This window comes from Actinophytocola sp. (genome assembly GCF_036002505.1).
GTDB lineage: Bacteria > Actinomycetota > Actinomycetes > Mycobacteriales > Pseudonocardiaceae > DASYTH01.
The window spans coordinates 1-21,570 of sequence record NZ_DASYTH010000209.1; the positions used below are offsets into that span (position 1 = coordinate 1).

Consider the following 21,570-nt stretch of genomic DNA (forward strand, 5'->3'; position numbering starts at 1 on the left):
GTCGGGCCAGGCGCGAGCGCATCATCGTGCCGATGCGCCCCGCCGCGCCGGTGAGCAGCACTCGTTGAGGCAAGGTCCGACTCCGTGGCTCGAGGAGCAGAGATCAGCCTCGGTCTACCTCACCGGGGTTGCCGTTCGCAAGCGTGGCTCACGTCCACATATGTGGACGCCGGCCAGACAGGTCAGTCGGGCCAGCTGGAAGGAAGCGCGCGTGAGCAGCTGGCCCGACTGACCACCCCCGGGGGGCGGGTGAATGCATGCGGGGTTAGGCGGTTGGCGGGCCGCTTGCGCCAGGCGCGCAGTTGGGTCGCCCGAGAGCAAACGGATCATCGCGAGTGTCGCCCGCCAGGTCGGCCGCGACACTGCCGTGCCGAAGTTTTACCTCCAGACGATGTCGTGAGCTGCCATTTCAGCGCCCTTTCGGCCTGCGCACTCGCGATGATCAATCGCGATCCTGCCCGGAACCGCCGACACCCGGATGACGTCTCGTTGACACGATCAGGGACCAGGATTTCCTCAGCGACGCATCCACCTCGTAGGCTGCTCACGAAGTTGGGGTGCACGCGCGCGTTCAAGGGATTGCCATGCCGGCCGTACCGGACTTTCGGCTGCTGGGCACGCTCGAGGTGACCAGCGCGGGCGAACAGCGGCCGCTGCGCACCGGCAAGCTGCGCGTCGTGCTCGCCACGTTGTTGTTGCGGGCCAACCAGACCGTGCCGGTCGACGAGCTGATCGACCGGCTGTGGGGCGACACACCCCCGGCCGCGGCCAGGAACACCGCGCAGACCTACGTGATGCGGCTGCGCCAGGTGCTGGGCGACGATCCCCGGAACCCCAAGCTGATCCACACCCTGCCCGGCGGCTACCAGATCACCGTCACCCGCGATCAGCTGGACCTGAGCCGGTTCCGCTACCTGGTGCAGCACGCCGAGGGTCTGGAACCGGACGCCGCCACCGAAGCCCTGCACGAGGCGCTGGCCCTGTGGCGCGGGCCGGCGCTGGCCGACATCCCGTCCGAGTCGCTGCGCGGCGACGAGCTGCCCCGGTTGACCGAGGAGCGGCTGCGTGCCCTGGAGCGGCGCATCGACCTCGATCTCGAGGTCGGCCGGCACGGCGACCTGGTCGTGGAGCTGTCCACGCTGACGAAGGAACACCCGCTGCGGGAACGGTTCTGGGGCCAGCTGATGCTGGCCCTTTTCCGTTCCGGGCGGCAGGCGGAGGCGCTGCACACCTACCGTGAGGTCCGCGAGCTGCTGGTCGACCAGCTCGGCGTCGAGCCCGGGGCGGGCCTGCAACGGTTGCACGAGGGCATCCTGCGGGACGACGCGCAGCTGCGGACCGGCACGCCGGCGCCGGCATCGACCACCCCCCGGCAGCTGCCGGCCGACGTCGCCTCGTTCACCGGCCGGGAGCAGGAGCTGGCCCAACTCGCCGACCTGGCGGCGGCGTCCGGGTCCGTGGTGATCTCGGCGATCCACGGCACCGCCGGCGTCGGCAAGACCGCCCTGGCCGTCCACTTCGGACACACGGTCGCCGGCCGGTTCCCGGACGGGCAGCTGTACCTGGATCTGCGCGGCTACGCGCCGACTCCGGCGATGACGCCCGGCGAGGCGCTGGAGCGGTTGCTGCGCAGCCTCGGCCTGCCGCCCGAGCGCATCCCCCGGGAGGAGCAGGAGCAGGCCGCCACCTACCGGTCGCTGATCGCCGGCAAGCGGGTGCTCGTGGTGCTGGACAACGCCCGCACCGCCGAGCAGGTGGAGCCGCTGCTGCCCGGCTACCCCGGCTGCCTGGTGGTGATCACCAGCCGGGGCACGCTGTCCACTGTGGACTGCGCGACCCGGCTGCAGCTCGACGTGCTGACCGAGGAGGAGGCGCTGACCCTGCTGGCCCGGACGGCCGGGCAGGACCGGGTCGAGGCGGACCCCGGCATGGCCGCCACCCTGGTGGACCTCTGCGCCCGGCTGCCGCTGGCGGTGCGCATCGCCGGCGCCCGGCTGGCCGCCCGGCCCGGCTGGACCATCGGCACGCTGGTGCAGCGGCTCGCCGACGCGCAGCACCGCCTGGACGAGCTGCAGGTCGCCGACCGCGCGGTGCGGGCCAGCTTCGCGGTCAGCTACCACGCGCTGCGCGACGGCGACGATCCGGTCGACCGCACGGCGGCCCGGGTCTTCCGGGTGCTCGGCATGCTGGACTGGGTCGACATGAGCGTCCCGGTCGCCGCTGCGCTCGCCGAGCTGCCCGAGCCGGACGTGCACGCCGCGCTGGAGCGCCTCGTCGACGACCATCTGCTGGACTCGACCACCCCCGGCCGCTACCACACCCATGACCTGCTTCGGCTCTACGCCAGGGACCGGGCCGAGCATGCCGAGCCGGACCGGCAGGCCGCGCTGCTGCGCGCGCTCGACTGCTACCTCACGTCAGCCGAGCTCGCCGCGCTGCTGCTCAACCCGGACACCCCGCGCATCCCCGAGGATCCGACCCGGGCCACGCGCAGCCGGTTCGCGCTGTGCAGCCCGGCGGACGCGGCCGCGTGGATCGACGCCGAGCACGCCAACCTGCTCGCCGTGGCGCACCAGGCCGCCGCGTCGGCCAGCCCGGCCGCGGCGGCGCTCACCGTCCGGCTCACCGCCTCGCTCAACTGGGCGCTGAACCTGCGCGGCCACTGGCGTGACCTCATCGATGCGCGCCGGCTGGCCGCGCGGATGGCATGCCAGCTCGGCGACCGCCCGGCCGAGGCGCTCGCCCTGCAGGACCTCGGCTGGGCCTACTGGCGGGTGGGCCGTGCCGACGACGCGGTCACGATCACCCGCCGGGCGCTGGAGGCCTGGCGCGAGCTCGGCGACGGGGTGCGCGAGCAGTCCTGCCTGAGCAACCTCGGCGCCGTCTACCGGGCGCAGAACCGGCTGGCCGAAGCGATTCGCTGCTACCAGGATGGCGTGAAGATCTGCCGGACGATCGACTCCCGCCGCGGGGCGTCCCGCAACCTGGACGGTCTGGGGCTGGTCTACCAGCGGCAGGGGCGGTTCGCCGAAGCGATCATCTGCCACGAGCAGGGCCTGGCCATCGACCGCGAGCTGGGCGACCGCTTCGCCGAGGCGATCTCGCTGGGCAACCTCGGGTGGGCGCACCACCGCGCCGGCCGGCACGCCCAGGGACTGGCCTACCACCAGCAGAGCCTGACCATCGCGCGCGAGGTCAAGGACGCCTGCCAGGAGGCGGAGACGTTGTGGGGCCTCGGCCAGGGCCACCACGCGCTCGGCCATCCCGAGCCGGCGCGCACCTACTGGCAGCAGTCCATCGAGATCCTGCGCGGCCTGGGCGAGCTGACCGACGACGAGGCGCAAACCCTGCTGCGCCAACCGGTTCCGGACACCCCCGGGATCATCCAGCGGAACACCTGACCCGCCGGCGGACGATCGACTGCAGGATGTCGGCGGCCCGCACCACCGTCGTGGACAGCAGCGTGGCGGACAGCCCGTGGGTGTGCTCGGTGCCGCCGTGCAGGTAGATGCCGGCGTCCCGGTCGGGTGCGGTGACGATCCGGTAGTCGCGGGCGAGCGTGACCCGGCCGGCCGCGTCCCGATGGCAGGACCGGGCCAGGTCGGCGCTGAGCAGTCGAAGCGGTTCGACGGGCCGGTAGCCGGTGGCGTAGATCAGCACGTCGCAGTCGAGCACGGACTTCTCCCGGGTGGTCAGCGACTCGATCGCGATCCGCACGCCACCGCCGCCCGGCACGACCTCGACCAGCCGGGACACGTTGTGGATCCGGAGCCGCTCGGTGCCGAGCACCTTCTCCCGGTAGACCCGGCGGTAGAGCTCCTCGATCAGCTCGGTGTCCACCACCGAGTAGTTGGTGTTGCCGTGGTAGTCGAGGATTCGCTGCTTCACCTCGTCCGGGGCGAGATAGAACTCCTCGACCGCGGACGGGTCGAAGACGCGGTTGGCGAACGGGCTGTCGTCGGCCGGGCTGTAGCCGTAGCGGGCGAAGATTCCGCAGACCTCGGCGTCCGGGAAGCGGTCGTGCAGGAACTTGGTGACCTCGGCCGCGCTCTGGCCGGCGCCGACCACGGCGAAGCGCTTCGACCGCGGCTCCTCGATCGCGCCGATCCGGTCGAGCAGGTCGCGGTTGTGCCAGACCCGCTCCCCCAGCTCGGCGCCGTCCGGCAGGTTCGGTTCGAGACCGAGGCCGAGCACCAGGTTGCGGGCCCGGTGGACGACAGGATCGCCGCCGGCGCGGGACACCACCTCGAAACCCTCGGCTGCCGGGCGCATCTCCACGACCTGGTGGCCGTACCGGACCAGGTCGTCGAAGCGCTTCGACGCCCATTCGAGGTAGTCGTGGAACTCCACCCGCAGTGGGAAGAGCGACTTGTGGTTGATGAAGTCGATCAGCCGGCCCTTGCCGTGCAGGTAGGCGAGGAAGCTGAACTCGCTGGTCGGGTTCCGCAGCGTCACCAGGTCCTTGAGGAACGAGACCTGCATCGTCGCGTCCTCGATCAGCATCCCCCGGTGCCAGCCGAACCGGGGTTGCCGCTCCAGGAACAGCGCGCTCACCCGATCGTCCGGACCGGCTCGCCGGTTGTGCTCCTCGATCGCGATGGCCAGCGCCAGATTGGACGGTCCGAAGCCAACTCCGATCACGTCGTGCACCGGCATCAGGCCACCCTCTCGCTCGTGCAACTGAAGTTAGGCTAACCTAACATCGATCACCGGTCAGCGATAGGAGCAGCGATGCGCGTCGCCGTGTTCGGCTACCAGACCTGGGGATTCCGCACGCTGGAGGCGTTGCTGGGCTCCGAGCACGAGGTCGTCCTGGCCGTGACCCACCCGAAGAGCGACCACGCCTACGAGTCCATCTGGGACGACTCGGTGGCCGACCTCGCCGCCGGCCACGGCGTCCCGGTGCTCGTCCGCGACCGCCCGGACGAGGACGTGGTCCACCGCCTGAAGGAGTCCGACCCGGACATCCTGGTCGCCAACAACTGGCGAACCTGGCTCCCCTCAAGCATCTTCGGCCTTCCCCGGCACGGCACGCTCAACGTGCACGACTCCCTGCTCCCCGCCTACGCCGGCTTCTCCCCGCTGATCTGGGCGCTGATCAACGGCGAGAAGGAGGTCGGCCTCACCGCGCACCTGATGAACGAGGACCTCGACGCCGGCGACATCGTGCTCCAGCAGGCCATTCCGGTCGAGGACAGCGACACCGCCACGACGCTGTTCCGCAAGACCGTGGCCCTGATCCCCCCGGTGACCCTGAACGCGTTGTCCCGCATCGCCTCCGGCCGCACGGACTGGGCGAAGCAGGACCGCGCCAGGGCCACGTTCTTCCATAAAAGATCCATTGAGGACAGTCGGATCGACTGGACCTGGCCCGCCGAGACGCTCGAACGCCTGATCCGCGCCCAGTCCGACCCCTACCCCAACGCCTTCACCTGTCACCGCGGAAACCGACTCCGCATCACCGCCGCGGCGGTGTCCCAGGGCCGCTACGGCGGCACCCCCGGCCGCATCTTCATCCGCGAGTCCGACGGCATCGTCATCGTCGCCGGCCCGGACGCCCATCGCGGCCGCAATCACGGCCTGCTGATCAAAAGCGTCCGCACCGAAGATGGCCAGGAAATCCCCGCCACCGAATACTTCCGCACCCTGGGCGGCTACCTCACCTCGTCCTGACGGCGAAGCAATTCCGGAATCCGGCCGAGGCGCTGCGCGGATCCTGCACGTCCTCGACGAGCCCTCCGAACGCAATTAGTCCACTATGGACTAATTGATGAGCCGCTCCTGCAGCGTAGAAGTGATCAGGTGTTCAGGAACATACCTGCGGTCGGCCTGGGTCGCATTGCGCGGGATAGATGAACGTGGGCGCACCGCCGCCCTGCGGGCCGCCACTGACCAGCCCGACACCGATGGAACCGTTGTACACCGGCCCGCCGCTGTCGCCTGGGGCGGTTGAGATGGTCGTCTGCGTCGTACCGTATATCGCCCCTTCCCGATAGTTGACCGTGACGTTGGTGGCGGTGACCGTACCGCACTTGGTTCCCGAGGTCTGGCCGGTCGCGCACAGGTTCTCACCGACATAGGCCTGGGCGTAGCTGTTGATCGGCTGGTTCGGCAGACCACCAGCCTGTTTGACCTCCCAGGGGTAATGCCAGGTGGGGTCCGCACTGGGGCGGCTGATCGAGGACCAATCGGCTCCGGGGAAGTGGGATTCCTTGATATAGCCGAACGTGTCGCCACCGGTGATATGCCACCCGTTGCCGAGGACGCCGTTGCCACAGTGCCCCGCGGTGAGCGTTCGCGGAACGCCGGTCGCATCCTGCTGGTTGAACCCGCTGGTGCAGATCGATCCGCCGGTGCCCCAGATCATTTCGATCGACTGGCCGGCATAAAGAGTTCCACCGGCCAGGGACGGTGCCGCCACATGACCGGCGGGGACGTGGCCGACCATCGGGACGATCGGCACAGACACGGTGGACACCACTGCCTCGCCGGGAAGCGCGGTCGCCAGGAACGCCTGGGTCACCGGGTCCGGCAGGCCCTCCAAAACGGAGATCACCACTTTGCCGATCGCCGGATCGATATACCAGTACTGGGCCTTGCCCGCCTTGCCCTCCCAGGCCAGCACATCAAGGGCCGCCTTGAGAACTTCCGGCGGCCGGGCCGCATCATTCCAGGCGTACGCGGGCGCGCCACCAAGTACTACTCCACCTGCCAGAAGAACGCTCGCAGCCGCCACAGCCGCCGACGATCTCCGATTTCTGGACACGATTCCTCCCGACCGGAACATGGACGAACTTCCCAGCTATCGCGACATTTCTGTCCATATCAGCCTGTCCGGAAGGGAGACACGATCGCTAGCGCCAACCAGGGCCCGGGACCACCACGATGTGGTGAACATCCGGTCACCCACAGTCAAAAAGCCGTTTCGGCTACTGTCGTGCGGTGCCCTCCCGTGAGCTGGCCGCCGGCCGCCTGATCAACCTTCCGGACGTCGACGCCGAGAACCCGCCGGAAGCGCTCGGGACGCTCGCCGGCGAGCTGGACCTGGAGTCGGTGCTGGTGGACGGCGGTGACCACACCGGCCTGGTGGCCGAGGGCACGATCACCGGTTCGGTGCTGCGGCAGGTGGACCTGTCGGGTGCCAGGTGGGGCCCGCTGACCCTGGTCGACGTGCTGCTGGGGCAGGTCGACCTGTCAAACGCCTCGTGGCAGCGGGTGGTGGCCCGCCGCACGGAGCTGCGCACCTGCCGGGCGATCGGGTTGCGCCTGTCCGTCGAGCTGGCCACCGATCTGTCCATTGTGGACTGCCGGCTGGACTACGCGACCCTGCACCTCGAGAAGGTCAAGGGCGTGGCCGCGTTCACCGGGTGCTCCTTCCGGGAGGCGACGATCAGCGGCGACCTGTCCAACGTGCTGTTCCTGGACTGCGACTTCACCGACACCGAGTTCCGGGTCACCCGGGCCGCCAAGTGCGACCTGCGCACCTCCCGGCTGACCAGCGCGCGGGGGCTGCTTTCGTTGCGCGGCGCGACGATCAGCCCGGAGCAGGCGGTGTCGATCTCGACGCTGATCGCGGCCGAGGCCGGGTTGATCGTGCTGGATGTCTCGTGATCCAGGCGGGTTCCGCGCAGGGCTAAGGCTGGGCAATGCCCTGAAGGTGACCTTCAGGGCGCTCAACGTCCCGAAGGTCACCTTCAGGACACCTCGGCGCGAATGTCAGGCGGGGCACACTAGTTGAGGGTGCCGTACGCGACGTCGCCGGCGACGACCGTGGCGACGACGTCGATCTCGGCGATCCGGGACGGGTCCACCCGGTGCGGGTCGTCGGCCAGGATCGTCAGGTCGGCGTGCTTGCCGGGGGTGATGCTGCCCAGGGCGTGGTCCCACCGGAGGGCGTGGGCCGCGTCGACCGTGTAGGCCCGCAACGCCTCCTGAACCGTGATGCCCTCGTCCGGGCCGATGACGCGTCCGGTCGAAGCGCTTCGACTGACCATGAACTGGATGGCGCGGAGTGGGGCACCCGGGGTCACCGGGCGGTCGGAGCTGCCGACCAGGGTGATCCCGTGGTCCAGGAACGCGCGGCCGCGATAGAGCCAGGCGGCCCGGTCGTCGCCCATGATCGAGACGTAGTCGTCGCCGTTGTACCAGAGGAAGTTGGGCTGGATGACGGCGATGGCGCCGGTGCCGGCGAAGCGCTTCAACTGGTCGGGGCGGACCAGGCCGGCGTGCTCGATGCGGTGCCGGGCGTCCGGGCGGGGATGAGCGCGCTGGGCCTGCTCGAGGGCGTCCAAGGCGACGTCCACGGCTCTGTCGCCGATCGCGTGGATGGCCAGCTGCCAGCCGGCGAGATGGCCGTCAAGGATGTGACCACGGATCACGTCCGGGTCGGCGAACAGCTGGCCGTTGTGATCGAGACCTTCGTAGTCGCGGGTCAGGGCGGCGGTGCGGGCCATCATGCCGCCGTCGGTGAACACCTTGAGCGCGCCGATGGCCAGCCGGTCACCGCCGAACCCGGTGCGCAGACCGAGGTCGACGCCACGCGGGATCCCGTCGGACGGGTGCGCGGCGAGCGGGTGCAGCACGTCGGCGGCGACCATGAGCTGAACGCGGATGGGCAACCGGCCGGTGTCGTCGAGTAGCTGGTAGGCGGCGACCTCGGCGGCGCTGTGGCCGACCATGCCGCCGGCGATGCCGGCCTCGGACGCCGCGGTGATCCCCTCGGACAGGCAGGTGCGACCGGCTCGCTCGATGGCGCCGGCAAGTTCACCCACCGAGTACGGCCTGCGCAGGTTGCGAACCGCGGCCATGCCGGACTCCGCGAGCAACCCGTCCTCGTGCGGGACCTCGGCAGGCAGCAGATCCAGCACGGAACTGTTCACCACGCACGCATGGCCCGACTGGTGCACGACATGGACCTTGCGGCTCGAGGAAACCGCGTCCAGTTCGGCGGCGGTGAGGTGCCGGCCGAGCGTGCGCTGGTCGTAGCCGACGATGTCCACCCAGTCGCCGGGAGCGCGGGCCGCGGCGGCCGCGCCGATGATCGCCAGGGCCTCGTCGGGGGTCGCGCACGCGGCGATGCTCGGGTTGATCTGCTCGAAACCGGTCCAGGCCAGGTGCACGTGCGCGTCGATCAGTCCCGGTAGGACGGTCGCGCCCTGGAGGTCGACGATCCGCTCGGCCGGCAACGCCTCGTCGAGGGCGAAGATCCGCCCACGCCACACCCCGACCCGGCGCGCGGTGGGGCGCGCCGGGTCCATGGTGATCACATCGGCGTTGGTCAGCAGCAGGTCGAGCATCAGTCGTTGAAACCGGCGCGGCGCAACGCGTCCGCCATCGAGCCGCCGGCCGGGGTGCTGTCCCGCTTGCGATCCCGGCGCTGCTGGCCGCCGCCGCGCGGCTCGGCGGGCTTGGCCTCGCGGCGGCCCGGCTCGTCGTCGAGCCGCAGGGTCAGGCCGATCCGCTTGCGCGCCACGTCCACGTCGAGCACCTTGACCCGCACCACGTCACCCGGCTTGACGACGTCGCGCGGGTCCTTGACGAACGACCGCGACATGGCCGACACGTGCACCAGCCCGTCCTGGTGCACACCGACGTCGACGAACGCGCCGAACGCGGCCACGTTGGTGACGACGCCCTCGAGCACCATGCCCGGCTTCAGGTCGGCGATCTTGTCCACGCCCTCGGCGAAGGTGGCCGTCTTGAACGCCGGGCGCGGGTCGCGGCCCGGCTTCTCCAGCTCCGTCAGGATGTCCGTGACCGTGGGTAGCCCGAACATTTCGTCCACAAAGGACTTCGGGTCGAGCTTGCGGAGCACGGTCGCGTTGCCGATCAGCTTGGGCAGGTCACCGCCGGCGGCCTTGAGGATGCGGCGCACCACCGGGTACGCCTCGGGGTGCACGGCCGAGGAGTCCAGCGGGTCGTCGCCGGCGGGGATGCGCAGGAAGCCGGCGCACTGCTCGAAAGCCTTGGGCCCCAACCGGGGCACGTCCTTGAGCGCACGGCGGGTGCGGAACGGCCCGTTGGCGTCCCGGTGCGCGACGATCTGCGCGGCCAGCCCCTCGCCGATTCCGGAGACCCGGGTGAGCAGCGGCGGCGAGGCGGTGTTGACGTCCACGCCGACCGCGTTCACACAGTCCTCCACCACCGCGTCCAGCGACCGGGACAGCGCCGTCTCGGGCAGATCATGCTGGTACTGGCCGACTCCGATGGACTTCGGGTCGATCTTGACCAGCTCGGCGAGCGGGTCCTGCAGCCGGCGGGCGATCGACACCGCGCCGCGCAGCGACACGTCCAGGCCGGGCAGCTCGTTCGAGGCGTACTGGGAGGCCGAGTACACCGACGCCCCGGCCTCGGACACGACGATCTTGGTCGCCTTCGGCATGAGCTTGATCAGGTCGCCGGCCAGCTTGTCGGTCTCCCGGGAGGCGGTGCCGTTGCCGATCGCGACCAGCTCGACGTGGTGCGCCTGGACCAGCGTGCCGAGCACGGCGAGCGCTTCGTCCCAGCGGTTCTGCGGCTGGTGCGGGTAGATCGTGTCGGTGGCCACCACCTTGCCGGTGCCGTCCACGACCGCGACCTTGACCCCCGTCCGGAAACCGGGATCCAGTCCCATGGTGGGACGGGTGCCCGCGGGTGCGGCGAGGAGCAGGTCGCGGAGGTTGGCGGCGAACACGCGCACCGCCTCCTCCTCGGCGGCCTGGCGCAGCCGGGTGCGCAGGTCGATGTCCAGCCGGACCAGGATGCGGCCGCGCCAGGCCAGGCGCACGGTGTCCAGCAGCCACCGGTCGCCGGGCCGGCCCAGGTCGGCGACGTCGAAGCGCTTCGAAATGGCCTGCTCGTACGGGCTCGGCCCGGCGACCGGATCGGGCTCGGAGCCGTCGTCCGGGGCCATGGTGAGGTCGAGGACGTCCTCCTTCTCGCCGCGGAACATGGCGAGGATCCGGTGCGACGGCAGCTTGGTGTACGGCTCGGACCAGTCGAAGTAGTCGGCGAACTTGGCGCCCGCCTCCTGCTTGCCGTCCCGCACCTTGGACGCCAGCCGGCCGGTCGACCACATGCGCTCCCGCAGGACGCCGATCAGGTCCGCGTCCTCGGCGAACTCCTCGATCAGGATCGCCCGGGCGCCGTCCAGCGCCGCCTGGGGGTCCGCGACACCCTTCTCCGGGTCGACGAACGCCTCGGCCTCGGTGCGCGGATCCCGCTCCGGATCGGCCAGCAGCAGGTCGGCCAGCGGCTGCAGGCCGGCCTCCCGGGCGATCTGCGCCTTGGTGCGCCGTTTCGGCTTGTAGGGCAGGTAGATGTCCTCCAGCCGGGCCTTCGAGTCGGCCGCCATGATCTGCGCCTCGAGCTCGCCGGTGAGCTTGCCCTGCTGCCGGATCGAGTCGAGGATCGCGGTCCGCCGCTCCTCCAGCTCGCGCAGGTACCGCAGCCGCTCCTCGAGCGTGCGCAGCTGGGCGTCGTCCAGGGTCCCGGTGACCTCCTTGCGGTACCGCGCGATGAACGGCACCGTCGCGCCCCCGTCGAGCAGCTCGACCGCCGCCGTGACCTGCCGCTCGCGGACCCCGAGCTCCTCCGCTATCCGATCATGAATCGATTGCACCTGAACATTCTGCAACGAGCCGCCCCCACGCACCGACGGGGAGCCTCAGCACTCCCCCATCCGGGCTCTTCGAGTCACGCACCGCCACGCCCACCGGGCCTAGCGCCACCTCGACGCAGGAACTCCCCCCGCCGTCGCTAAAGCTGCTCTTCCTCCACGCTGCGGCCGGCATCCCGCTCGCTCCCTCGGTCATACTCGCTTGCCAGGGTGGCAATCATCTGCCGCGATTGTCCCTCATCCAGGGCAGCCTTGGAGAGAACAGTTACCAGGTCTCGATAGGGTGCGACGTAATCCCGATCTTCCAGAAACAGACCGGTCGCGTGGTTATCCAGATACACCAGCGGCCGATTGTCGCCGTACTCGAACAGCTGGAACTGCTCACCGAACGCCGCCTGATCACCAGCCGAGGTGGGCACTACTCGTACGGTGACATGACTGAGACCAGCCAGCAGTACCAGCTTGATCATCTGCTCCTGCATGATCGCGGCACTACCCACTTCGAAGCGCAACGCCTGCTCATGGATGAAGAAGGGGAATCGGCCCGGGTTCGGCACATGGAGCACTTGTCCGCGCTCGAGCTGTACACGCACACATTCGTCGACATCCGTCAGGCTTCGCCATTGCTCCGCCGCGATCCTCGTCCGCGCGTACTCGGCAGTCTGAAGGAGCCCTGGAACCAGACGCGGCTCGTAGGTCGTGCACCTGTCGGCGGTTGCCTCATGGAAGACCAGCGAGGTGAGCGAGTCCTGCAACCACTCGCCGTGCGGGCTCAACCAGTAGCCGATCTTGCGCCCGGCGAGGCGGCACAGCTCGATGAGGTCGTCCCCCGCAGAGCCGTAGATCCCCAACGCACCTAGATAGCGGATCAGTTCGACAGTGTCCAGTTCGATCTGGCCGCTCTCGATCCGGGACACTCTGGTCGTCGTCCAGCCGAGTTCTTCTGCCAGCGCGGTGCCGGTCAACTCCGCGGTGGCCCGGAGTTTCCTCAGGTGCCCGCCCAGTTCGCGGTAGCACGCGTAGGCATTTACTCTTCCCATGCCCGACACGTTATGACCACGTGCCGCGTTTCCTCATCCGGAAGCGCGCAAGTCCACTCCAACGGATCAGTTCGAATCGGCCTTTGCCGGGTCGGCATCACGCAGGCTGCGCGGGCGGATATCGGTCCAGTTAGCCTCTACATAGGCAAGGCAGACCTCGCGGATGTCCTCGCCGAAGACCTGGGTCCACCCTTCCGGAATATCCACAAAGGACGGCCAGAGTGAGTGCTGGTCCTCGTGGTTGACCAGCACCAGGAACCGGCCGTCGGGGTCGTCGAACGGGTTGGTGCTCATGCGATGATCCTCCGGATGACGTTGGTCAGGTCGTCGGCGACGCGCTCCGCCCCGGGCCGGTCGTACACGTCGGTAGCGTAGATGAGGTAGCACTGAACCGGGCCGTCTCCAGGCGGCTGGTAGTAGCTCAGCGTCAGCTCGGCCGGCGTGGTTTCCGGCGGCACCGCGGTGATGGTGGCGCCGAGGTCGGCGAGCCGGGCCTGCTCGTGGTGGATCAGCATCGCGCGGGGATGCGGCAGGCCGAGGTCCGCGAACGGGACGTCCTGGTTGTCCAGCGCCGCAAGGGTTGTTTCGCGCACCCGGCCCAGCAGTTCGGTGAACGCCGGGTCGCCGGACGTGTCGGTGCGCAGGATCAGCAGGTTGAAGAAGCAGCCGACCAGGCCGGCCAGCGCGGCGTCGGCCCGCCCGGCGGTCAGGGTGCCGACCGGCCCGGGCCGCACGGTGATCAGCGCGGCCTGCAGCACCATGAACAGGCTCGTGCCGAGCGACCGGATCTCTTTGTGCAACTGGGTATCGAGCTCGAACCCGAGGATTCCGGCTGGGTGCTCGGCCGGCGGTGCGGGTGGGAGCCCATGCAACGCCTCCCGCCAGTACCGGATCTGGCGCGCGTGCCGGCTGGTCGGGTCCTCGGGATCGCCGAGCAGCTCGCGCGCCCGGAGCGCGTAGTCGGAGTACGCGACGGGCAGTGGACTCCAGTCCGGAGCGCGCCCGTCGAGCCGCGCCCGGTAGGCGGCCGCGAGATCGGCGAACAGCGGCACCACCGACCACTCGTCCACCGCGGCGTAGTGCAGGCGCAGCCGCAGACCCCCGCCGTCGAGCCCTTCGATGCGCATCGACGGCTCGGTCCGCAGCGGCTCGTGGCGCTCGACGACGTCCGCGAGTGCCGCGGTGAGCACGTTCACGTCGGCGCCCCGCAACTCGAAGGCGTGGTCGTAACCGGGACGGTCCTGCCAGGTTTTCTGCACGGGCGCGGGCACGGGTCCGGGGATCCTCCCGGCCAGGCCGGCGACCGTCGGAGCTTCGAAGACGTCGCGAACGGACAGGTCGGCGCCGAGTGCCGCGCGGATCCGGCCGAGCAACCGCATCGACGACATCGAGTGTCCGCCGAGGGTGAAGAAGTTGTCGTGCACACCGACTTCGGGCAGGCCCAGGATCTCGGCGAGCAGCCCGGCCAGGGCCCGCTGCACCGGCGTCTCCGGCCGGGCGTCACCGGTCAGGGCCGCCCAGTCCGGTGCCGGCAGTGCCCGGCGGTCGAGCTTTCCGTTGGCGGTCAACGGAAGCGGGCCGTCCAGTGGGATCAGCACGGCCGGGACCAGATAGTCCGGCAGCTCACGGGTCAGCTGGGCGCGCAACTCGGCGAGGTCGGCCGGCCCGGTGACGTAGCCGACCAGCCGGTCCCCGTCGGCGATCACCGCGGCCTGGCTCACCGCCGGGTGGCGGGTCAGCGCCGCCTCGACCTCGGCCGGCTCGATGCGGAATCCCCGAATCTTCAGCTGATCGTCGACCCGGCCGAGGAAGTCCAGGTTCCCATCGCGCCAGCGGGCCCGGTCGCCGGTCCGGTACATCCGGGCGCCGGGCGGGCCGAACGGGCAGGCCACGAAGCGCTCCGCGGTCAGGTCCGGCCGGCCGAGGTAGCCGCGGGCGAGCCCACGCCCGGCCACGTACAGCTCCCCCGCCACGCCGGGCGGCACCGGTCGGAGCCCGGCATCCAGGACATGGACCCGGGTGTTGGGATCGGGCATGCCGATCGGCACCGGGCCGCGCCATTCCAGCTCCGCGGCCCAGAGCGTCGAGTTCACCGTCGCCTCGGTCAACCCGTACGCGGCCAGCAGGTTCACCTGCCCCGCATGGCGTTTGACCAGCTCCGGCGGGACGGTCTCGGTGCCGACCAGAATCGTCGCGCCGGCCGGCAGCTCGCACTCCGCGGGCAGCGCGGAGAGCAGGGAGGGCGGCAGGATCAGGTGCGTGATCCGCTGCTCGTGCAGGAAGTCGGTGAGCCGCTTGTCGGCCACCCGCACCTCGTCCGGAGCGATCACCAGGGTCCCGCCCACGCACAGGGCCATCACCAGCTCGAACACGGCGACGTCGAAGCCCATCGACGCGAACTGGAGCACCCGGCTGTCCGCGGTCACCCCCATCCGGTCGACCGCCGTGGCGATCAGGCTCCCGATGCCTTCATGGGTAACGATCACGCCCTTGGGCCGCCCGGTCGACCCCGACGTGTAGATCACGTACGCCGCCGAGTCCAGGGCCGGATAGCTCTCGATGGTGAGCTCATCGGGCTCGTCCGGCAGCGGCTGGTCGATCACCACCCGAACACCGGCGTCTTCGATCATGAACCGCCGGCGTTCGGCCGGTAGGGAGAGGTCGAGGGGAAGGTAGGTGGCGCCGAGGCCGAGCACGCCGAGGATCGCCGCGATCAGCTCCACGGAGCGGGGAAGTGCGATGGCCACGACGTCTCCCGGCTTGACCCCGCGGGCGGACAGCTGGGCCGCGATCCGGTTGGCCCGGGCGCTCAGCTCGGCGTAGGTCACCTGATCGACCGCGGGCCTGCCGGGCGACTCGGTGACCCGGCGGGCGAACAGCTCCGGGAGCGTGGCCTCCTCGACCGCTCTTTCCGTGGCGTTGAAGCGGTTCACCACCTGATCGCGCTCGGCGCCGGTGAGCAGGTCGATCGCGCTGATCGGCAGGCCGGGGTCGGCGAGCACCGCGTCGATCAGCGTCGCCAGCCGGGAGCCGAGTTGGACCACGGTGTCATGGTCGAAGAGATCGGTGGCGTACTCGATGCGAGCGCGGTCGCCGGTGCAGCTGAACACGAGGTCGAACTTGGCGGTCCGGGTCTCGAACTCGACCGGCTCGACGGGCAGTCCGTCGAAGTCGAAGCGGTTCGACTGCCGCTCGTGGTAGCCGACCATGACCTGGAACAGGGGGTTGCGGGCCGGGGTGCGGCTCGGGTTCAGGCGCTCGACGACGGCCTCGAACGGCACGTCGGCGTGCGCGAACGCGGCGAGATCGACTTCGCGAACCCGTTGCAGCAGCTCGGCGAAGCTGGGGTTGCCGGACAGGTCGGCGCGCAGCACCACCGTGTTGACGAAGAAACCCACCAGGTCGTCGAGCGCCTGGTCGGTCCGGCCCGCCACCGGCGCGCCGAGCGGGATGTCCGTGCCGGCCCCCAACCGGTGCAGCAGGGCGGCGACGGCGGCGTGCAGCACCATGAACACGCTGACCCCGTACCCGTCCGCGCACTGTCGAAGCGCTTCGCCGGGCAGGTCGACGCTCACCTCACCGCCACGGAACGACGGCCGGGGCGGGCGCGGCCGGTCGGTGGGCAGCTCCAGTTCCTCGGGCACCCCGGCCAGCACCCGCGCCCAGTAGTCGAGCTGCGGCGCAGCCCAACCGTCGAGAAGCCGTTGCTGCCACAGGGCATAGTCGGCGTACTGCACCGGCAGCGGGTTCCACTGTGGAGCGTCGCCGCAACGTCGTGCGGCATAGGCGGTGGCGAGGTCGCGCAGGAAGGGCCGGTCGGACCACTCGTCCGTGGCGATGTGGTGCAGCAGGACCACCACCAGATGCGCGCCGTCGTCCTGCCGGGCCACCGTGACCCGCACCGGCAGCTCGGCGGCCAGGTCGAACGGCCGCGCGATGGCGGTCTCCGCCAGGTCATCGGTCGCCGGGGTCAGCTCGACCACCGGCCGCACGGCGACGATCCGCTGGACCGGCTCACCTTGCCGAACCTCGATCAGCGTGCGCAGCGCCTCGTGCCGGTCCAGCACGTCACCGACCGCCCGTCGAAGCGCTTCGACATCGAGGTCACCGCGCAGCCGGAACACCAGCGGGTAGTTGTAGGCGGCCGAGTCACGATCCCACTGCTGGATCAACCAGAGCCGGCGCTGGGCGAACGACAGCGGAATCTCTTCGGACCGGGTCATCGGTACCAGCGCGGGACGGGCGGGTGTCGCCGCGCGGGTCGCCAACTCGGCCACCGTCGGCGCCTCGAACAGGTCACGGATGGCCAACTCGACGCCCAGTGCCGTGCGGGCGCGGCTGATCAACCTGGTGGCCAGCAGGGAGTGGCCGCCGAGGTCGAAGAAGTTGTCCTCGACGCCGACCGCCGGCAGCCCGAGCAAGTCGGCGAACAACGCGCACAGCACCTCTTCCTGCCGGGAGCCGGGTGGCCGGGACGGCTCGGCCGTGACCACCGGCGCGGGCAGCGCGGCGACATCCAGCTTTCCGTTGACGGTCAACGGAAAGCGGTCGACCGGCACGATCACCGCGGGCACCAGGTAGTCCGGCAGCCGGTCCCTGAGATACCGGCGCAACGCTGCCGGATCGGCCGGCGACACCACATAGCCGACCAACCGCTGCGCGTCGCCCGCGATCACGGCCGCGTGCGCGACCTCCGGGTGCTCGGCCAGCACCGCCTCGATCTCGCCCAGCTCCACCCGGTACCCGCGGATCTTGACCTGGTTGTCGGTGCGACCGAGGAACTCCAGGTTCCCGTCGGGACCGCGGCGCACCAGATCCCCGGTCCGGTACATCCGCTCCCCCGGCGGTCCGAACGGGTCGGCGACGAACCGCTCGGCGGTCAGGTCCGGGCGGCGGTGGTACCCCCTGGCCAGCCCGATCCCGCTCAGGTACAGCTCACCGGCGACCCCGGGCTGAGCCGGCCGCAGGTTGCCGTCCAGCACGTAGGCCCGGGTGTTGTGGATCGGCCGTCCAATCGTCGACAGTGGACTGTCTATTGTGGATGCACCGAGAGCGTTGATGGTGTACTCGGTGGGGCCGTACAGGTTGTACCCGTAGGTGCCGCCGGTCGTGCGCAGGGTGGTCCAGAGCGGTTCGGGCACGTTCTCGCCGCCGAGCATCATGAGATGCGGCCGGAAACCCTGCTCGAGGAGGAGCTGGGCGTAGGTGGGCGTGACGTTGACGACGTCGATGCGGTGCTCGGCGCAGTAGGCGGCCAGCGCCTCGGCGTCGCGGCGCAGCTCCTCGTCACAGATGTGCACCTCGTGGCCCTCGGCCAGCCAGAGCAGCTCCTCCCAGGACATGTCGAACGCGAACGACACGGTGTGCGCGACGCGCAGGCGCCGCCCGTTCGCCGCGGCGACGGCCGGCCCGAAGGTCGCCTCCCGGTGGTTGAACAGCATGTTGGTCAGGCCGCGGTAGGGCGTCACCACGCCCTTCGGCCGCCCGGTCGAGCCCGAGGTGTAGATCACGTACGCCGGGTGCTCGAGGCTGAACCGTGGCCAGTTCTCGTTGCCCGCCAACGGGTCCGTGTCGGGGAGCGCGCGCAGCACGCACAGCGGCCCGGTGTCCTCGGTCACCCGGTCCAGGCGCTCGGCCGGATGGTCGAGGTCGAGCGGCAGGTAGGCCGCACCGGTGCGCAGCACGGCGAACAGCGCCACCACCATGTCGATCGACCGCGGAAGGGCAAGCGCCACAACCTGTTCCGGCCCGGCACCGCGATCGAGCAGCCACCGCGCCAGCCGGTCGATCCGGTCGACCAGCTCGCGGTAGGTCAGCCGCTGATCACCGAACACCAGCGCCACGACGTCCGGGGTCCGCGCGGCCTGCGCGACGAGCAGCTCGGCGATGGTCTCCTCGCCGAGGGGACGATCCGGCTGGCGCTCGGCGGCGATGAGCCGATGTTCGGCCGGTAGCAACAGGTCGAGGGTGCCGACCGGTGCCGTCAGTTCAGCGACGAGCCGCTCGACCACGGTGACGTAGCGGCTGAGCATGGTCTCCGCGGTGGTCGCGTCGATCAGGTCGGGCCGGTACTCGAGCTTGATCCGCAGCCGGGAACCCGGGGTCACCACCAGGGTCAGCGGGTAGTGCGTCGCGTCCACACCGGACGCCGCGCGGATGCCGTGCTTACGCCGCAGCTCGCTCATGGCGTCCTCGTCGAGGAAGTTCTGCAGCACGAACAGCGTGTCGAAGAGCTGCGGATGCCCGGCGGCCCGCTGGATGTCGCTCAACCCGAGGAACTCGTGCGGCATCAGGGCCGACCGCTCCGCCTGTACGCGCCGGAGGAGGTCGAGCACGGTCTCGCGCGGGTCCAGCCGAACCCGTTGCGGGACGGTGTTGAGGAACATCCCGATCGCCGACTCGACGTTGTCGATCTCCGGTGGCCGGCCGGCCACGGTGGTGCCGAACACCACGTCCGCCCGGCCGACCGCGGCGGACAGCACCAGCGCCCACGCCGTGCTCAGCACCGAGTTGAGCGTCAGCCCGTGCCGGTGCGCCACGGTTCGAAGCGGTTCGACGGGCAGGTCGGCCTGGCACCGGGCCGGGATCGCCGGCGCGCTCGCCGGCGCCAGCAGCGTCGGCTCGGCCAGCCCGGACAGCGCGATGCGCCACGCCTCGAGCGCGATGTTCTTGTCCTGCCGGTTCAACCAGGTGAGGTAGTCGCGGTAGGAGCCGGGTGCCGGCAAGCCGCGGTCGTAGCCGCCGCAGTCGTACAGCGTGAGCAGTTGCTGCTCGAACAGCGCCTCGGACCAGCCGTCCCAGAGGATCAGGTGGTGCGTGATCACCAACCGGTCCCCGTCCTCGCCGCGGACCAGCACGACCCGGAACAGGGGCGGCCGCGCCAGGTCGAAGCGCTCCACCTCGTCGGCGCCGGTTGCGTTGACGATGGAGAGCGGGACGACCGGGGCCGGCGCGATGAACTGCTCCGGCCGGCCCCGGTCATCACTGCGGAAACCCGCGCGCAGGCTGGGGTTCCGGGCCAGCAGCGTGGCCAGTGCCGCGGCAAGTCGGTCCTCGTCGAGGTGGTGGTCGAAGTCGACGACCGCCTGGGCGGTGTAGACGTCGAGCTCGTCCTCGGCGTAGGTGGCGTGGAAGTAGAGGCCTTCCTGGAGCGGGGAGAGCGGCCAGCGGTTCTGTCGAAGCGCTTCGATCCAGGCCGAGCTCAGCGCGCGCACGTCGGACTCGGTGAGCGGGCCGTCGGACCAGGTCCAGGTCGCGGTGAGGGTGTCCGTCCGGATCACGTCGAGCTGCAGCAGGTGGGACAGGCCGAGGTCGCGGTCCGGCGGCACGGCGACAGGTTCGCAGTCCACTCGGCCGAAGTAGTTGAACAGGACCTGGGCCGCCGGGGTCGCGGCCAGCAGCGGCGCGGTCTGCGCGTTGAGGTACCGCAGCATGCCGTAGCCGATGCCGCCGTCCGCCCGGCCGCCGCCCGAAGGCAATCGAAGCGGTTCGACGCTGGTGAACCAGCCGACGGTGCGGGACAGATCGAGACCGGCGCCGAGATCCTGCCGGCCATGCCGCTCGACGTCGACGAGCAGGTCGCCGTCGTGCCCACGCCACTTGGTCACGGCGGCGTGCAGGGCGGAGAGCAGCGTCTCGGTGACGTCCCCGCCCACCAGGGCCATCGTGTCCTCTGTGGACAGTTGGACGGTGAGGCGGCGCGCGGAGCCGACGGTGCCCCGGGTGCTCGCGCCCGGTACGAGTTCGGCGCCGGGCGCAAGGACGCGCTGCCAGTGCGCCAGCTCGGCCAGCCGCTGTGGTGTCTGCGCCTGCTCGTGGACCGTGCGGGCGAACCTGCGCAGCGAGGTACGCACGGGATCGGGCCGGCGGCCGGCCCGGAGTCCCGCCAGGTCGTCGGCCAGGATCCGCTGCGACACGCCGTCGACGGCCAGATGGTGGCCCACGAGCAACAGGCGGCCGGGCCGGTCGCCACCGTCGAACCACACGGCCTGCACCATGATCCCGGCCTCGGGGTCGAGGCGGCCGGCCGCGGCGCCGGCCTCGTCCGCGATCACCGCACCGGCGCCGGCCCGGCGCACCAGGTCCGCCGCGGCAACCGAACCGATCGGTTGCACCTCGAGCGACCAGATGACCTCGGCGGTTCGGGTGAGCCGCAGCCGGAGCGCGTCGTGATGATCGACGAGAATCTGCAGCAGCTCGATGACCTCGGCTCCGGCGGGGATCTCGACGAGCATGGCCAGGTTGAACCGGTTGATCGGGCCACCGCGCTCACGGAGCTGACGGACGACCGGGAGCAGCGGAACATCCCCCACACCGTCGGTGTCCGGCGGCGCGATTTCCTTGCGGCGCAGGGTGCTCAGCGCGGCGGGCGTGCGGTGCTCGAACACGTCCTGCGGGCTGATCTCGATGCCCTGCCGGCGCGCGCGGCTGGACACCGCGATGGACATGATGCTGTCGCCGCCGAGCACGAAGAAGTCGTCGTGCTCGGCGACGTTCGGCAGGCCGAGTACTTCGGCGAAGATCGCGCACAGGTCGCCGGCGGGCCTGGAGCTGGCGGCCGGCAGCGCGGCCCGGTCAAGCTTGCCGGACGGGGTGGTCGGCAGTTCCTCGAGCATGATCAGGGCGTCGGGGACCATGGCCGGCGGCAGCACGCCGGCCAGCCGCAGTCGAAGCGCTTCGACATCCGGGCGCGCCGAGGGTTCCGGAACGAGGTAGCCGATCAGGCGGCGGTCCCGGTGGATCACGGCGGCCCGGGCCACGCCGGGCTCGGCGACGAGCCGCGCCTCGATCTCCCCGAGCTCCACGCGGTTGCCGCGGATCTTGACCTGCTCGTCCGTGCGGTCGAGGTAGGTGAGCGCGCCCTCGGCTCCGGCGCGGACCAGGTCTCCCGTCCGGTACATCCGCTCCCCCGGCGCCCCGAACGGATCGGCGACG

At 70.5% G+C, this 21,570-nt stretch carries 11 protein-coding genes; 3 read left to right on the top strand and 8 right to left on the bottom strand.

Going from position 1 to position 21,570, the window contains the following annotated elements; genetic code table 11:
* Positions 1-584 precede the first annotated feature (584 nt).
* Complete coding sequence (locus tag VGR06_RS17920; protein ID WP_327560230.1) at positions 585-3,401, top strand: AfsR/SARP family transcriptional regulator; 2,817 nt, start codon at positions 585-587, stop codon at positions 3,399-3,401.
* On the opposite strand, the gene VGR06_RS17925 is transcribed toward VGR06_RS17920, so the two are convergent.
* On the bottom strand, positions 3,382-4,656 hold the full coding sequence (locus VGR06_RS17925; protein WP_327560231.1) for a lysine N(6)-hydroxylase/L-ornithine N(5)-oxygenase family protein: 1,275 nt from the start codon (positions 4,654-4,656) through the stop codon (positions 3,382-3,384). The two genes, VGR06_RS17920 and VGR06_RS17925, sit on opposite strands and share 20 nt — an antisense overlap.
* Before the next feature lie 75 nt (positions 4,657-4,731).
* Here VGR06_RS17925 and VGR06_RS17930 point away from each other — a divergent pair, with 75 nt between their 5' ends.
* The gene (locus tag VGR06_RS17930; RefSeq protein ID WP_327560232.1) at positions 4,732-5,673 is read left to right on the top strand and encodes a methionyl-tRNA formyltransferase; all 942 of its coding nucleotides are present in this window, start codon (positions 4,732-4,734) and stop codon (positions 5,671-5,673) included.
* Positions 5,674-5,806: 133 nt separating this feature from the next.
* Here the strand turns inward: VGR06_RS17930 and VGR06_RS17935 are convergent, their stop codons facing one another.
* On the bottom strand, positions 5,807-6,736 hold the full coding sequence (locus tag VGR06_RS17935; protein ID WP_327560233.1) for a S1 family peptidase: 930 nt from the start codon (positions 6,734-6,736) through the stop codon (positions 5,807-5,809).
* 206 nt (positions 6,737-6,942) lie between these two features.
* Between VGR06_RS17935 and VGR06_RS17940 the strand changes: the two genes are divergently transcribed.
* On the top strand, positions 6,943-7,611 hold the full coding sequence (locus VGR06_RS17940; RefSeq protein ID WP_327560234.1) for a pentapeptide repeat-containing protein: 669 nt from the start codon (positions 6,943-6,945) through the stop codon (positions 7,609-7,611).
* Positions 7,612-7,730: 119 nt separating this feature from the next.
* Here VGR06_RS17940 and VGR06_RS17945 read toward each other — a convergent pair whose 3' ends face one another.
* The 6 genes from VGR06_RS17945 to VGR06_RS17970 form a co-directional block, all read right to left on the bottom strand.
* Positions 7,731-9,296, bottom strand: coding sequence for an amidohydrolase (locus VGR06_RS17945; RefSeq protein ID WP_327560235.1), 1,566 nt, complete (start codon positions 9,294-9,296; stop codon positions 7,731-7,733).
* Entirely contained in the window at positions 9,296-11,599 is a 2,304-nt protein-coding gene (locus tag VGR06_RS17950) for a Tex family protein (RefSeq protein ID WP_327560236.1), read from the bottom strand. Before VGR06_RS17950 ends, VGR06_RS17945 begins: the two co-directional genes overlap by 1 nt.
* Complete coding sequence (locus VGR06_RS17955; RefSeq protein WP_414637292.1) at positions 11,583-11,792, bottom strand: DUF397 domain-containing protein; 210 nt, start codon at positions 11,790-11,792, stop codon at positions 11,583-11,585. Before VGR06_RS17955 ends, VGR06_RS17950 begins: the two co-directional genes overlap by 17 nt.
* Positions 11,737-12,636: a helix-turn-helix transcriptional regulator gene (locus VGR06_RS17960; protein ID WP_327560238.1), complete on the bottom strand. Its 900-nt coding sequence runs from the start codon at positions 12,634-12,636 to the stop codon at positions 11,737-11,739. Before VGR06_RS17960 ends, VGR06_RS17955 begins: the two co-directional genes overlap by 56 nt.
* Positions 12,637-12,702: 66 nt before the next feature.
* The gene (locus VGR06_RS17965; protein WP_327560239.1) at positions 12,703-12,930 is read right to left on the bottom strand and encodes an MbtH family protein; all 228 of its coding nucleotides are present in this window, start codon (positions 12,928-12,930) and stop codon (positions 12,703-12,705) included.
* Positions 12,927-21,536, bottom strand: coding sequence for a non-ribosomal peptide synthetase (locus VGR06_RS17970; protein WP_327560240.1), 8,610 nt, complete (start codon positions 21,534-21,536; stop codon positions 12,927-12,929). Before VGR06_RS17970 ends, VGR06_RS17965 begins: the two co-directional genes overlap by 4 nt.
* Between the last annotated feature and the right edge of the window lie 34 nt (positions 21,537-21,570).